The organism is Myroides odoratimimus, from assembly GCF_030326305.1.
Taxonomy (GTDB): domain Bacteria; phylum Bacteroidota; class Bacteroidia; order Flavobacteriales; family Flavobacteriaceae; genus Flavobacterium; species Flavobacterium odoratimimum_A.
In genome coordinates this window covers 231,130-247,972 of the sequence record NZ_JACAKB010000003.1, presented here as the reverse complement: position 1 = coordinate 247,972, position 16,843 = coordinate 231,130, and the positions used below count along the sequence as shown (strand labels likewise).

The 16,843-nt window shown below is 33.4% G+C and carries 7 protein-coding genes; all 7 read right to left on the bottom strand.

Annotated features, from left to right (window positions below; translation table 11 throughout):
* Positions 1 to 2 precede the first annotated feature (2 nt).
* On the bottom strand, positions 3 to 1,985 hold the full coding sequence (locus HX049_RS04400; RefSeq protein ID WP_286414321.1) for a putative porin: 1,983 nt from the start codon (positions 1,983 to 1,985) through the stop codon (positions 3 to 5).
* A gap of 93 nt (positions 1,986 to 2,078) precedes the next feature.
* Entirely contained in the window at positions 2,079 to 3,749 is a 1,671-nt protein-coding gene (locus HX049_RS04395) for a SusD/RagB family nutrient-binding outer membrane lipoprotein (RefSeq protein ID WP_286414319.1), read from the bottom strand.
* A gap of 8 nt (positions 3,750 to 3,757) precedes the next feature.
* A complete protein-coding gene (locus HX049_RS04390; RefSeq protein WP_131540248.1) occupies positions 3,758 to 6,877 on the bottom strand; it encodes a SusC/RagA family TonB-linked outer membrane protein in 3,120 nt (1,039 codons plus the stop codon).
* Positions 6,878 to 7,137: 260 nt separating this feature from the next.
* Positions 7,138 to 8,634: a RagB/SusD family nutrient uptake outer membrane protein gene (locus tag HX049_RS04385; protein ID WP_286414317.1), complete on the bottom strand. Its 1,497-nt coding sequence runs from the start codon at positions 8,632 to 8,634 to the stop codon at positions 7,138 to 7,140.
* Between the two features lie 16 nt (positions 8,635 to 8,650).
* Entirely contained in the window at positions 8,651 to 11,854 is a 3,204-nt protein-coding gene (locus HX049_RS04380) for a SusC/RagA family TonB-linked outer membrane protein (RefSeq protein WP_286414315.1), read from the bottom strand.
* A gap of 184 nt (positions 11,855 to 12,038) precedes the next feature.
* Positions 12,039 to 13,538: a RagB/SusD family nutrient uptake outer membrane protein gene (locus tag HX049_RS04375; RefSeq protein WP_286414313.1), complete on the bottom strand. Its 1,500-nt coding sequence runs from the start codon at positions 13,536 to 13,538 to the stop codon at positions 12,039 to 12,041.
* 5 nt (positions 13,539 to 13,543) lie between these two features.
* Entirely contained in the window at positions 13,544 to 16,588 is a 3,045-nt protein-coding gene (locus tag HX049_RS04370) for a SusC/RagA family TonB-linked outer membrane protein (protein ID WP_286414311.1), read from the bottom strand.
* Positions 16,589 to 16,843: the final 255 nt, after the last annotated feature.

Sequence of the window (16,843 nt, the reverse complement as noted above, 5' to 3'; positions counted from 1 at the left end):
TCTTATGTAAAGAAGTTCCAAGTTATCCCAAATCTCAAAGTAAAATCCTTATAAGGATTATTAGGTGCTGAATAATACTTGTATCCTGTCATACTAGAGTTAAAGTGCTCTAACATAATATATATTCTAGCTGTTCTAATCTTCATATTAATAAAGAAATCGAATACTGGATAATTCCCTATTTCTACTTTATCTTGTACAAAGAAGTCTCCTATCAATGGATTATAGTCATTTCCATAGTACTTCGTAAAATAACTCAAGGTGATACCTGTCTGAAACTTTAAAGCCTTATCAAAGAATGCATCTGTGAAATATAAAGTATTGCGTGTCACAAACTCTGGTACATTTAAGATATTATCTTTTTGATCAACCTTCTGATACAAGAATGTATTATCTAAGCCAAACTTACCAAATCTAAAGTCTTTCTCAGCTTGAATAGATAGATAGTTTATTGTACCTCCATATTGTTTAGGTGTAACTAATACTTGCTGTGGTATACCAAACTTATCAAACTCAGTAGCGTCGTTTGAAAAATATAATTTATCTTTTAATACTGAATATGTCCCTGACAGCTTTACCCATGGTGTAGTCACAGAAGCGTCGAATTGATTAATCTTTTCGTTCTTAAACTCATTATACCAATTGTAATTAACATAATCACTTTGATATAAATAATAGTTTAAATTCCCCATTCTATTTAGATTTTGATACCCTAACTGAAATGCAATGTCTTCTGAGTACTTATAATCTAAATTAGCTTCAAAATTCCTTGTTTCATCATTACCTAAAGATGTGCTCGCTAAAACATTTGCTTTCCAATTATCTTTATGATAAATATATCTACCACCTAACATTGTTATATTCTTCTCTAACTGATCAGGTATTAGACCACCGCCAATATGTGCTATGCTCTTATAATGGTATCTATATTTATAGAAATCAACAAATCCTTCAAAGCGTCCTGCCACATCTGATTGATACGCTGCTCCTACTCTATTAAATACATTGTAATATCTAGTTTTATTATTTATACTACTATTAAATGCTTCTCCAAAGTGTGTCTTATCAGTAAATTGATTATTAATATCAGCTTGTTGATACTCAAAAAACTTATCCTCATAGGTAAACTCATGAGTCAGTAGAATACCATTCTTAAAAGAATTATTTAATTGATATTGATGATTTAAGTATAAACGCTTTCCTTTCAACATCGTTTCAACATCACGATAATACACATTAAGACGTTCACGTTTATTATATGGTTTAACACTACTTTCGAAAAGATCTAAGTCACGTATCCCTCCATTTTCTTTGTTCATGATGTCTTGAGCTGTAAAGTGAGCTCTCATCAAATACTTTTTATTTTCTGATTGATAACTAGATCCTATTCTAAAATTTCCTGTTGAAGACAGTTGATTAATGTATTTCCCAAGAGAACGCAATCCTTTATATCCGACAAAGAAATTTAAGTTCTTACTTGTATTTAAGGTAATAAAAGCATCTAGATTTTGTCCTTGTTTCATTACAGATCTATAGTATAAATCAGTATAAGGTGTAGGTGCAGAATAATACTTAATATCTTCTACGTTTAAGTATGCAAATTGTTTTGCTTCGAAACCAAAACCTGGTAAAACATGATTTGCTTTATAATTATATTTTAATACATTATAAGTCTGGCCTTCATTAGCAAACTGTAGTAACCCAAAAGGATCCTTTCTTAAGTAATTAAACTCATAGTGCTTCTTTACAGATAGAGCTGTATCAACAGCTATCGTATCATTCTTAATCGAGATTATCTTATAGTCACTGATAGGTGCCACAGAGTCTTTCTTTACCTTCTGTCTAAGGCTTCCTATTTCTTTCTTCTCTTTTTTATCTTGGTCTCCATCAGGTCTATAACTTCCTTGCATATCTAAAGTTTGAAACTGTGCATGGATAGTCATACAACAAAAAAACAATAGAAAAACACCTAGGTACTTTCTCATAAAAATATAATTTGGACAAAGGTAAATTTATTTTTGAATTAAATAAAAAAAGCCATCCGAAGATGGCTTTCTATTTTATACTTAATAAGCTAATTATTTCTTAGCCCAGATAAGTTTTGTATCCATTTTGTCACCACCCATACGAGCAGCTGCAGCATCTTTATTTGCCTTATTTACAAGTTCCATATCAGAAGGATATGTAATTCTTTCAGGTAAATCTTTCAGATCTACTTTTGGCACAAATGTATACTGAGTTTCTCCATTTGGTCCAGGTGCAACAAGATCTCTTGTTTCACCAGGTAAAAGGAATGTTTTAGGGAATTTAGTTCTTCTGTATTCAGACCATGCTTCATAAGGCTGCATATAAAGAGCAATATACTTTTGTGTCATAACGTTCTCTTCATTTGCCGCTGGCACACTTTTCAGATACTTATCAATCTCTGTCTGATCGATTCCCCAACTAAGCATAGATGCTCTAATTCCATTTTTATAATTAGTATCATTCCATTTATTTACTTCTGATAGAATAAACTCTACTTCTGAATACTCCATTAGCACCTCTACCTTATCGGCTTTATAAATAGCACCACCAAATTGAGATACACTTCCTATCTGTGAGCCAGTAAAAGCACCTTCAATCCCTATAGGCAATCCAACATAAAATTCAACAGGGCGATCTATATAGTTCATTCCTTCAATACTAGGAATATCATCAGTTGCTCTAAAACGCACAGTAACCTCTTCCATTTTTACTGAACCATCATCTTGCTTCACAGGTAGATATTGTGTCTTAGGAGCCACCATTTTAAATAAACGCGGATCCACAATACCTTTAAAAGGATTCTTTTTACCTGTCATTTTTTCCTCTCCTTTTAATAGCTCCACAAACGTATTTGTAGGAGCGAAGTCATTACGATTATCTATAAAAGCTCCTCTATAAAAAGGTGCTGGATTAACTTTATCATTCTGAAATTTTAATCCAACTGTATCGTCATTAGACTGCATAACACCTCCCTTAACAGCATCATCAATATGTGCCTGAGCTTCAGGAATAACACTTTTAACACGATTTGCAATTTTCAATCTAAGTGAATTTGCAAATCTTTGCATCTTAAGAGGACTTTGAAAAAGAAAATCTCCAGCATTAAAAATCTTTGCATCCAATTCTATACTTTCTGCTGCTTCCTTCAATTCCTTCAACATATCTTTATAAATTTTCTCCTGAGGAGCAAATTTAGGTGTTGGTTTTGCATTTGCAGTACCCACAGTCATTGCTTCAAAATCAGGATCATCACTACCATATGAATAATAAGGTATATCACCATACGTCTCTAAAGCTTGTAACTGAGCATATACGATCATTATACGAGCCGCAGATAGCATATTTCCAGGATGTCCATAAGTTTGAACTTTTATCTGATTATTCTCATTAGTAACAATATCTATTATTTCTTTATAGTTTTTTGCTGCTAAAAAAATATCCGTGTATAAACTATTATTCACTCCTGTACGGAATAAATATAAATCCTCATCAGTATAATTTCTTTGAGCTGAATACTGAACCCAAGGTAACGACATACGCCCTGAAGGGAATACCCCTCGTGTATTAGTCATTAAATCTTTATTCGCTTTATTAAACAACCCTCCCGTTGGTACCTCCAAAGGTTTATTAGGGTTAACATTGATATCTTCTAAGTCTTTATCACAGCTCACAAAAGCTATAACGCAAGCTAAAAGAGATATCTTATACATATATTTTTTCATGTGAGTTTCTAGAATTTAAATTTAACATTCATACCATAAGTTCTTGTAGAAGGCAATGAAGCCCCTTCAATAGCTTGAATATTTCCACTTCCGTAAGAAGCCATTTCTGGATCCATTCCTTTCCAGTCTAAGTTCCATGTAAACAAGTTACGCCCATAAGCTGAGATAGTAATCCCTTTGAAAGGTCCTATCCATTTAGTAGGCAAATCATATCCTAAAGAAATCTCGCGTAATTTTATATAATCAGAGTTAAAAACGTTTTGTGCATCAACACCGCCATAGTGGCTTTGTGCCCACTTCTGCCCAGAAACTACTTTATCATTTTTAGTCCCATCTTCTTTAACTCCATCAAGAATAATTCCATTTTCACGTACACCATTTTCTGCAGACTTGTCTAACATACCAGTATACATACCAAACATATGTGAAGTAGAGAAGTATTTACCTCCTTTTTGCATATCGATTAACACGCCTAAGCTAAAGTTTTTATACTTAAAACTATTTCTAAGTCCCATATTATAGTCTGGTAAATAAGAACCTAATGCCTGAATACCTGTTTTTTGATACAGACCATCTGCACCTACAACTTTATTTCCATGATCATCATAGACAAAATCAGTTCCATAAATTTGACCATAAGTTTCTCCCACTTGTCCTTGTAATGAAACTTGGAATGGAGCACGTGTGATTTCTACAGATTTAACACCATCCGCTAAACGAGTCAACTCATTTTTATTCTTAGAGAAGTTCCAAGTAATATCCCATGAGAAGTCATCAGTACGTACAGGCGCTAAATTCACTGTAGCTTCAATACCTTTGTTTTTCATATCTCCAGCATTCTGCCATTGATAAGCAAATCCACTAGCTGCATCATACTGAACACGAGTAATCAAATCCTTTGTGTCAATTTGATAATATGAAACCTCAAACCCTACTCTATTATTTAAGAAACCAGCTTCTAATCCAATTTCTTTAGTAGTCATCATCTCTGGTTTTAAATCAGGATTATTTGCAGTTGCACTTAATGAATAAGTAGGACTTCCGTTAAATGGTCCATCTAAATTATAATAATCTGCTGTTCTATAAGCCTCTGTATCATTTCCAACTTGCGCCCATCCTAAACGAACTTTACCAAATGATAACCAGTCAACTTCTGGCAATAATTGTGAGAAAATAAATGTTCCTGTTACAGAAGGATACGTAACTGATTTTTTAACAGTTGAAAACCAATCCGTACGCATAGTTCCCTCTAAGAATAAAAATTCCTTATAATTCAAACTAACAGACCCAAAAATACTATTCGTTCTTGAATGAAATTTCTCATTACTTGCTTTCGCATCAGAAACACTATTACTTAAGTTATAAAGATTAGGTAAGTCTAACCCACCAACAGTAGTACCATAAACATAGTCTCTGCGCTTTTCACTTCTATTAACACCTACAAAAGCGTTAAGTCCAAAATCTCCAAAGTGATCATCATAATGCACACGCCCTTCGTAATTGTACTCTGACACATCACGTTTCATAATACTATACTTAGACGTAGCTTGGGATCCTTTAGCAACACGCTCCTCCACTGTAAAACTATAACGATCACCATATACAGTACCTACAGCATAAATTTTATCTGTAATATTATATGTTAACTTCACATTCCCATACATTCTATTACGAACATCTTGAGATGTATTTTCATTAACAACCCAATAAGGATTATCAGAATAAGCAGGAGTACCATCATCCCAAGCATTTCTATTCCAAGAACGTTGATCTCCATTAGCAAGTTTATAATCTTTTAATTTCTTAAAATCAACTTGACGTTGTCCCCATTGGAAGAACTTTTGTGCAACAGAATTATCACCATATCCTACCTCAGGGCGATTAAATCCTTTTGTATAAACGTAATTAAAGTTAGTCTCTGCCTTTAATTTATCTGTCAACTGCGTAGAAGCATTAACCGAAAAATTGTTACGTTGCAATTTAGAGTTTGGAACTACTCCTTCTGTAACATTGTTACTAAAAGACATCCTTACATTACTCTCTTTAAACGATTTTCCAACAGAAACAGATTGACTATGTGTAATTCCAGTATCGAAGAATGATTTAACGTCATTTTTGGCTTTTTGCCAAGGCACTTCTTTCATATAATCATCAGCAAACTCAGGATCGAACGCATACCATGGTAAATATGGTGTACCATCAAATTTAGGTCCCCAACTTTCATCTACTTTATACTCCGCAATGTTATACGTTTTACCACCTATAACAGCAGTAGGTAATTTACTAGCAGACCCCCCTCCATACAAGGTCTGAAGTTTCGGCATAATATTAATGCTCTCAAAACTCAATCCAGTATTAAACTCGATATCAGTACGTCCATTTTTAGCAGACTTAGTAGTATAGATAATTACACCATTACCTCCTCTATTACCATAAAGTGCAGAAGCAGGCCCTCCTTTTAATACTGTTACAGATTCAATATCATCTGGATTAATGTCAGCAGAAGTATCTCCGTAATCACGACCTCCAGCTCCACGTTGCATATTGCTATCAGCAAAGTTACTATTATCCAATGGCACTCCATCCACAACAATTAACGGTTGATTATTCCCCGTAACAGACTTCACTCCACGCAATACGATACGCGCAGAACCACCCATAGAAGAAGGTGATGTTACTTGAAGACCAGCAACATTTCCTGAAAGTGCATTAACAGCATTTGTCTGACCTGATCCAGATAAATTATCTCCCTTAACTTCTTGTGAAGAATAACCTAACTTTTTCTTGTCACGCTTAATACCTAAAGCTGTTACTACCACTTCGTCAAGCATTTCTTCATCGCTCGCCATAGTCACATTGTAAACAGCTTCACCACCTACAGTGTGTTTAATGTCTTTCATTCCTACAAAAGAGAAAATAATGACATCTCCCTTTTTAACTTTTAATGAATACTTTCCGTCAAGGTCAGTCTGAGTACCTTCTGAAGTACCAGAAATCGTAACGGAAACACCTGGAAGAGGAAGCCCACCTTCGCTTACAATCCCATTAAAAGTCTTTTCCTGAGCAAAACCTACTTGCACCAAAAAAGCAAGAGACCCTACTAAGATCCATTTAAACTTTGATTTCATTTTAATTATTGATTAGTTAGTATCACAAATCTAACAAAAGATTTTAAACATGTTAAGTTTTCTTTAATTATTTTTAAATAAAAAAATTACACCCTATATTATTAAATCATTCAAACTTATATTTTTTATCAAAAAAACACTCCAAATAATAAATAAAAATCAAAAATAAGAACGAAACTCATTAAATACCCTTACATTTTGTTAATAAAAAATGAGTAACAGTTTTCTGTTACTCATCTCTTATACATTTCTATTGTTTATTAGTCGTAATAAACAGTATTATTTAATAATTCCATCTGGGGAACCTTAAAAGTTAAACGTGGATCGTTGTATTCATAGATACTGTTAGGAAAATTTAAATGGTTAGATCCATAAGTAAACACTCTTTTATTTCTCTTTATAGCAGCATACGCCTTACCTTCTCCCCAAAGCTCTAATCTAGTTTGAAAAATTATCTCATCAAGCAACACTCTACCATTAAGAGCATCAATATATGAACTGTCTGGTATTCGAAGACTTAGTAATTGCTTTAACATATTCTTAGCTTGCCCTTCATTGCCAATGCGTGCATTTACTTCCGCATTTAATAAATACATTTCTTCAATTCTCATAAACACATAATCTGATTCCACTTGACGTGCTCCATCAACAACTTTTGGTCCTGCAGCATAAAACTTATTTACTGGTATAATAGCATAACTACCAAAATCATATCTATCTCCACGATCATCAACTACAACACCAACTACAAACTGTTCTTTTCTAATATCATTTGATGGTATTTTTGCATAAAACTCTGGGGTTAACCCTTTAGTATCTCCTGAAGAAGGATAACCATACGTGAAAACATCTACTTGTCCATACCAAGATGCTAAATTTAGCTTATTTTCTAAAGTAATCTGAGCATACCACATCCAATTAGGATTCTTTGCAGCTTTATTAAAACCACCTAATAGAACATCTTTTGTCGCTACTGGATACCCACCTTGAGTGATAATATCCTCTGTCAATTTCGCTGCTTCTGCTAATGCATCTTGAGTACCTTTAGCTGCATAAACATAAGACAAGAACCCTTTTGTTACAAAATAGTTAACATTAGCTCCTTTACCTATATTACCCGACTTCTCATAAAGCCCTATTGCCTCAGTTAAATCTGTAATCATTAATTCAAAAACTTCTTTAGTTTTCTTTGCAGGAGCATTCTTAGCAATAGGAGAGGTATAAATAGGTAAGATTTTCTCATCTGCATCATAACCTTGAGTATACATCATCATTAAATTATAATACATATATGCGCGCAAAGCCTTAGCCTCAGCCAATACCTTCATTTGTGAACCGTTTAGTTCTTTTCCTTCAAAACCAGATATTATACTATTAGCTCCTCTAATCATATAATAAAAGAAACGCCATCCTTTATAATTTTCTATTGATGTAAAATTCATAGTACCGTCATGGTTACTAATACTTCTATACCAGCCATACTTTAATTCATTTAAATTCATATCACCAGATAACATATCTGTATAAATATCGAATCCCTTTTGTCCAAAATCATCATGTCCTACACTACCGCCAGATCCCGCTTTCAAGTTATATGCATATAAACCATTCAATGTAGCCTCTCCTAGATGGGGCGTAATCTTAGAAATTTCATCAATATCCGACTTAGACAGAGAACTAGTTGGCTGTGTTTCTAAAAAATCATTTGAACAACCACAGAATATCAATCCTATTATTATAATAAATCCTTTTTTCATGTCAATATTTATTAAATTAAAACTTCACTTTTACGCCACCAGTAATAGTAGATAGAGGGGAATACTGGTAGGTTGATGATTGTCCAAACTCCGATCCTGTTGGGTTAAATCCTTTTCGTTTTGTAAACAATAACAAATTATCGCCAGATACATAAAAACTTAACTCTGCTAAACCTAGTTGTTTTACATAAGCTGACGGCAATCGATAACCTAAGCGCACATTATTAATACTCAAAAAATCACTTTTAGTCAAAAATCTAGTTGACACTCCATTAACATTAGTATCAGCATTACTTGACAACCTAGGCACATCAGTTAAATCTCCAGGTTTTTGCCAACGGTTTCCAATATCTTTATGCCAGTTATTACTACCTATTTTACTATTCCCCATAAGTCCTGCATAAGCGCTATCGTAAGCATATCCTCCAAGGCTATAAAGCATTTGAATACCTAATTCCCAACCTTTGTAACCAGCATTTAAATTAATACCTCCTCTTAACTTTGGAATAGCAGATTTGCCTACATAATTCAGAGTACCTTCTGCATAACTTGTTGTTGTTTCTTTTGTCAATTTTCCTCCCATCTCAGGATTTTTTGCTAAAAAATCTACTAATGACTCCACATGTCGCTTCTGGCCATCTTCCCCTATGTAAGTATAAGTATACCATTGAGCTTGACCAGTTTCCGAATTAACCCCAGCCCATTCCCTTATATAAAAATCTGCTAGAGAATGTCCTGAAGACCTACCATAAACTCCAGATACATCAATTGTCTTCTCTTCACCAGTAGAAGGGTCATTAGGCATTCTTTTCAACTTATTTCTAAGGTACTCTCCATTAATAGACAAATCTATATAAGCATCTTTTGATTTTAAGATATGCCCTACAAGATTAAACTCAAGTCCCTGATTTCTAAGTCTCCCATCATTAACAGTTATGGATTGAAACCCAACAGAAGGTCCTATTCCCCTATTAAAAATTAAATCGTCTGTATTCTTAATATAATAGTCTATACTAACATCTAAAAACTGTTTTAAACTAAATTCTGTACCGACTTGGAACATCTTAGCTTTTTCCCACGTCAACTCAGCATTACCAATCCTTCCTTCATATATAGCAAGATCCCCACCATAAGTTCCAATATCCCAATAGTTTTCACCTGCATAATATGTCCCTACACTCTGATCTCCCATTACACCATAACTAATCTTCCATTTTAAATTACTAAATAGCTTTTGATCATTCATGAAATTTTCACGCGACATAACCCAAGAGGCTCCCAATGAACTAAATGTTCCCCATTTTTCATTTTTAAACCTTGATGAACCATCTCTTCTAACAGACCCTGTTAAGAAATATTTATTAGCAAAATCATAATTTAATTGTCCAAAAAAACTTTCTATGGTATAAACATCTTTATAACCGCTAGTTGGTAATGTTACACTACCATTATTCATCTCTGTTCCATGTGGGTTTCCTAAATCTTTCTTACCCATTGAGTTCAAACGATATTCATAAGAACTATTTTCGTGCGCAACGAGCGCTTCAATACCATGCCCTCCAAAAGCTTTTTTATAGCGAAATAACTTAAGCCAATTATAAGTAAACACTTCACTTTTACTTTTGTAGATAGACCCTTTGCTTGGCACTGATGGTCCATAAAACATACTACCCAAAATATCTCTGGTATTATTATAATACTGTCCTCCTACAGTAGTTTCAAACGTTAATCCATCATATAACTTAACATTAAATGAAGCATTAGCATTTATTTCATCTCTCACTCCCTTATTTTTTCCATAAGTAGCGTCAGCTATAGCGTTAGTTTGAGAACCAAATCCTCTACCTCTACCGTAATCATACTCATAACCTCCATATACGTCTTTTAAAAAACCTCCATCTGCATCTCTTAAATAAAGAGGATAAATAGATGGGATATTCTGAGTAAACCAAAACAGACTGCCCGAATCACTACTCTGTCCACTATTATTACTTTCTGAATGTGAATAACCAATATTCATTTTCGCATCCAACCAATCTTTAGGTTTATGCTGTAGATTAAGTCTTGCTGTTAGACGTTCGAAATCAGATTTAATAGAATATCCCTCATCACTTAAGTAACCTATAGAAGAATAATAAGAAGACTTATCGCTAGATCCTCCCATATTGAGGTTCACCTCTGTACGTTTTCCACTTCTAAAAGCATAATCTTTCCAATTCTCAGGATTGTACTTTCTACTTACTCCTTCATAAACTTGACCAGTACTAGGGTCTATTAATTCAGTACCGTCTTTTACATTCCACATATTGTAATGAGAAGAAATACCATATTGTGGATTAAAAAGATTCTTACCTGCCCAAAGAAGCGCTTGCTCATCTGTAAACTTTCCTCTAATTTTTCCGAAATTTTTCAACGCTTCAAATGAATACTCCATATAAAGCTCTGGAGAAGTAATAATATCATATTCTGGTAAAGCTCGCCAGTTAACTCCCGTCTTAGCTTCTACTTCTATATAAGACTTTACACCTTTTCCATTCTTTGTATTGACAATAATAACTCCATTTGCACCACGAGATCCATAAATAGCTGTTGCTGTCGCATCTTTCAAAACAGTCAAAGAACCAATGTCAGCAGGGTTTATAGAGGAGAAATTTGAGTTATAAGGCACTCCATCTAGTATAATTAAAGGACTTCTATTACCATTAATCGAGCCAAATCCACGAATACGAATAGTAGGTTCCGAACCTGGTTGTCCAGTAGCATTTATAATTCGAACACCAGCTGCTTCACCTGACAGTGCTACAAGCGCATTAGAAACACTTTTACTTTCTATACTCTTTGCACTAATTTGCGATGCTGAACCAGAAAAAGATTCTTTAGTTGAAGTCCCATATCCTACAACAATAACTTCATCTAAAATATGTTCATCTGACAATAATTCTACATCATAAGTAGATGCTCCCCCTACCTTATAAGTAACATCCTTCATACCGATAAAACTGAACACAAGTACATCTCCTGCCTTAACATTTAAAGAATAATTACCATTTAAATCTGTTTGAGCCCCCTGACTTGTTCCTTTTATAGTAACCGAAACACCAGGAAGAGGCGTTCCTCCATCACTCACTTTCCCTGTAAGTGTCTTGTTTTGTGCGTGCCCTAAACTTACTGAAAGTAATAGTAAACTAGCATAAAACCAATTAAGTCTAAATTTCTTCATAAAAACATTGATTAGTTAGTATGACAAATCTAAACACAGTTGTTAACATTAAATTAACATAAACAAAGAACTATAAAGTATTTGTGATAGAATTCAAATAACCATACATAAAAAAAGCTACCCAATATTTGGGTAGCTTTTAATACTATACTAGTACATTAATATACTAAATATTTATTTTTACTTATTTGTAAGCTTGATTTTGTTCTATCTTACTTACGTTAATCTCTGCTTGAGGTATAGGAAATGCAGTTAACGCATCTCCAAACTCCACTTTATCTTTAGTAATATTTAAATTAGCTTTAATTCTAGGGTTCACCACTTCACCTTTCCAACGCATAACATCTTCGTAACCAAAACCTTCAAACATCAACTCACGTTGTCTTTCCATTTTATAAGCTTCAAAATCTAAAGAGTTATACTTTTTAGGTATAGGTGAACTATTCCCGTCTTGTAAAGTAACTCTCTGTACAACTATTTCATTAAGATAATCTAATGCTACATTTGTTTTTCCTTTTGAAGCACCTTTAATAGTAGCCTCAATATAGTTCAACATTACCTCTTCAATACGCATCATACGTATATTAGAAGTTCTCGTAGTGTATTTACCTAAATTACGAAGAGTTTTAGTTGGCATAGCATCTCTTCCAACAATATCACTACGAACATCAGCTACTACCTTACCTTCTTCATTTTCAGGAAAGAAAGACAATTTATCACCTCCATTCCAAACTAAATCACCATAACCTTCCGTAGGAGACTTAAAGTAAATATTATAGAGACTGTTAGTATATTGATTATCTGTTCCAAATTGTGTTAACTCAAATAATGAATTAGACATTATTCCATCTCCTTTATAAGCATCTAAGAATCCACTTCTACTCATGACAGTGATATTTCTCTCTTTTGCTTTTGCTATAGCTAACTCTGCACTTTCTAAAACCAAATCGTATTTACTACTATCAAAACCAGCAAAAAATAAAGCAATTCTAGATTTAATACCATAAGCACTAGCTAATGTTATACGAGCACGCTGAGTGGCTTGGTTCTTAACCTCTGATTCTGACTTTTTCATCATCTCTATTCCAAGATTCAAATCTGCGAATATAGAATCAAAATTCTCTTTTACTGTTTTACGTGTAATTTTCTCATCAATATCCTTAAATGATAATTTATAAGGGATACCTAAAGCCATCATTCCTGAATTTCCAACATACTGCTCACCATACAATCTTAATAAATCATAATGAGCTAAAGCTCTAATTACATATGCTTGTCCTTTATAATATTGAACATAAGCATCATCTGTAACATCCGCCTCGATTACACGGTTAGTATTTGAAATAACCTTGTATATTTGTTCCCAAGTTTCCTTTGCATATGCATGGCTAGGTGTAATTGTAAAGCCAGAAATATTTCCAAACCTACCACTTCGATTATCCGAATACATGTACGGAGATCTTGCTTCAGAGAAAATAATAATATCCCTACCGTAGTACAAAGCACTAGTCATACGTGCATAAGAACCGTTTAGCCCTGCCAACAAGTCATTAACATTTCTAATTGGTTCTTTTTCATTATCTTTATAATTTGACTGTTCAGGATCCAATGAACATGATGTTACTGACACACCTGTCATTCCTATCATTCCTGCTAACAGAAAAGTTTTTATTATATTCTTCATCTAACTTAAAATTTAACGTTCAACGTAAAAACAACAGATTTTAATGGTGGCGTTGCCATTTCAATATATCCTGTTGCATCAACTTCCGGATCCCACTTTAATCTACTATCTTTTACCCAAGTCAAAGGATTTCTAGCAGAAACAGAAAGATTTAAACCATCCAATCCCATTCTATTAACAATTTTCTTATTAAAATTATAACCAACTGTTAATTGTTTTAATCTTATATGATCTCCATCATACAACCATCTAGTACTTGGATCTGTATAACTAGCTCCCCCTTCTGTTGTTAACATAGGCACATCAGTAATATCCCCAGGCTTTTGCCATCTATCCATTAATTCTGTAGTTCCATTATAATAATATAAAGATGTATCATTTGGAGCATTTGTATAAGCAGACCAATAATCATATACACTATATCCTGCAGCAAAACTAAATAAAGCATCAACATAAAAACCTTTAAAATCAATATGTGTATTGATAGCTCCAGTTACTTTTGGTAAAGCACTAGTATTCTGAAATCTAAACTCCGCAGCATTATGATTAGTTGTTTTTGTTCCGTCTGCCATATACCATTGAGCTAATCCTGTTTGAGCATCAACCCCAGCATATTCTTTCAAACGCCATGTCTCTAAGGCTTTTCCCTCAACTGTTCCTTTAAAGCTGCTAAATACTTCTAATGGTTTTCCATCAACTATAGGCATACTAACCATTTCATTTTTTACTGTACCTAGATTTCCACCTATAGACCAATTAAAATCTTCTGAGCGAATTATATCATAGTTCAATTCAACCTCAATTCCACTATTTTTCAAATCACCTAAATTAACCCATTGAGAGCTAAATCCTGATGTCAACGATAATGGTCTTGCATACAACAAATCTTTACTTTTGCTTTGAAAATATGTGAAAGACCCAGTTAAGCGATTATCAAACAATCCAAACTCTACTCCGAAATCTAATTTTTGTTGTTTTTCCCATCCTAATAAACCTCCAAATTGAGTCGAAATCATAGCTGACTCTTCATTATAGGTACCTGCTCCCAATAATTGTGTAAAAGTATTAAGGCTTATTTCAGAATTACCAGTTGTACCATAAGATCCCCTTAAACGTAATAAATTCAAAAATTCAACATCATTCATAAATGACTCTGAATTAATGTTCCACGCTCCTCCAATCGCATAGAAAGTACCCCATCTTTTATCTTCGGAAAAACGAGAAGAACCTTCTCTTCTCAAAGTTAAATCTAGTAAATAACGATCATCGTAACTATAATTCAACAGCCCTAAATAACTTAAATTTGTCCAATCAGTATAAGATGCATTTGTTGTATAATTGGCAGCAGCAGTACCTAAACTGATCATACCTGGAGGGAGAACTTCTCCACGTCCCGACAATACGTTAGTTTTATTTTTTTGAAACTCCATAACACCTCTCACATCAAAACGGTGAGCTTCACCTACATAAAACTTATAGTTTAAGCTATTTTGCCAAACATAATTAAATCTTTTATTATCATCCTCGCTAGCAGACCCCTTATAAGCAGCACCATCACCATGAGTTGGGTTATAGTATGTAGAGTAATTCGCTAAAATATAATCCAGTGCTATAGTAGATTCAAATTTCAAATCATCTAATATTTTATATCCCAAACTATTATTTGACATTACACGAATAACATCATTTTGATATTTATTATTGCTCATTGTATACAATGAATTGTGCAGACCTGTCGGTATATTAAAGTTGTGGCTACCATCTTCATTATAAATTGGTATCCAAGGATTCATAAACATTCCTGATAAATTAGGATTAGAGAAAAAAGCTCCTCCTTCAGGTATTCCATTTTGAAGAATATTAGAGACATTTGCACCAATTTTTATATCCAATCTATCGTTTAAATTTCGAGTCATATTAAATGCACCAGAAACTTTTCTAAAATCAGTTCCAATAACAACTCCGTCAAATTTTTCGTGACCAATACTCGCATAATAAGTCCCTTTATCATCTCCTCCATTAACACTAAACGCTAATGTAGAAGTTAATGCATCTTTATTTTGAACAGCATCTCTCCAATTATTACTAGTTGAACCACTACGACCCCAAATTATTAAAGGATCATTTGGATTATAAGCATCTTGATACCATTCCCAAGCATTATCCATAGTAAACCCTTCATCCTTTCCATAAGTATTATAATTAGCTTCTAACCATAATTCTTTCTTTTGATCAGCATCAAGAAACTTAGGCCCTTTTCTAGCAAAATTTTGAAATCCTATAGACGCTTTTAAATTATAACTAGGAGCACCTCTTTTACCTTTTTTAGTTGTAATTACAATTACTCCATTACCACCTCTAGCTCCATATGCAGCAGTAGCAGCGGCATCTTTCAACACAGTCATAGATTCAACATCTTCACTACTTATACCTGAAATTGATGATAAGGTTGTTCCATCTGTATTACCTGATATATTACCACTTGTTAATGGTATTCCATCTACAACAAACAAAGGCTCATTATTAGCTGACATTGAATTTCTTCCTCGTATACGGATATTTTGTACAGCTCCAGGCGAACCAGATGTCGTTGACATTTGCAACCCAGCAACCCTACCCTGCAGAGCTTGATCAACAGAAACAGTAGGAGTCTTTGCTACAACATCACCTTGTACAGCAACAACATTCCCTGTAATTTCATTTTTACTTCTATTCTGACCATAAGCAAGAACAACTACTTCTTTCAATTGATTATCTTCAGATGATAAAGATGGACTATAAATACTTGCATCTCCAACTTTATAAGTAATATCCTTCATACCAATAAAACTAAAGACTAATACATCTCCTGGTTTTACATTCAAAGAATAATTACCATCCAAATCTGTTTGTGTTCCATGGTTAGTACCTTGGATTGTAACAGAAACCCCTGGAAGAGGAGTTCCTCCCTCGCTTACAACTCCCGTAAGCTTCTTGTCTTGTGCATAACCTGCGCTTACTGAAAGTAATAGCAAACTAGCATAAAACCAATTAAGTCTAGATTTCTTCATTAATAACATTGATTAGTTAGTGAAACAAATCTAACAAAATATTTGAATTATTTTATAATAATATTAAGAAATAAAAACAAAACACATTTGTAGTGAAAAAAAATTTATAATTAAAATGTGAAAAATAAAAACAAATCACATCTAATTAACAAAAAACACAAACTTATAAATATTTTAAACTTATAAATTCATTATAAAATACGAATAATCATATCTTAATTTTTTTCATAAAAAAACCTATAAGAAAATTCTTAT

What these genes read in the sequence shown, in the direction of transcription:
- HX049_RS04370 (WP_286414311.1), bottom strand. Translation starts at nt 16,588, where the DNA reads ATGAAGAAATCTAGACTTAATTGGTTTTATGCTAGTTTGCTATTACTT.
- HX049_RS04400 (WP_286414321.1), bottom strand. Translation starts at nt 1,985, where the DNA reads ATGAGAAAGTACCTAGGTGTTTTTCTATTGTTTTTTTGTTGTATGACT.
- HX049_RS04380 (WP_286414315.1), bottom strand. Translation starts at nt 11,854, where the DNA reads ATGAAGAAATTTAGACTTAATTGGTTTTATGCTAGTTTACTATTACTT.
- HX049_RS04395 (WP_286414319.1), bottom strand. Translation starts at nt 3,749, where the DNA reads ATGAAAAAATATATGTATAAGATATCTCTTTTAGCTTGCGTTATAGCT.
- HX049_RS04390 (WP_131540248.1), bottom strand. Translation starts at nt 6,877, where the DNA reads ATGAAATCAAAGTTTAAATGGATCTTAGTAGGGTCTCTTGCTTTTTTG.
- HX049_RS04385 (WP_286414317.1), bottom strand. Translation starts at nt 8,634, where the DNA reads ATGAAAAAAGGATTTATTATAATAATAGGATTGATATTCTGTGGTTGT.
- HX049_RS04375 (WP_286414313.1), bottom strand. Translation starts at nt 13,538, where the DNA reads ATGAAGAATATAATAAAAACTTTTCTGTTAGCAGGAATGATAGGAATG.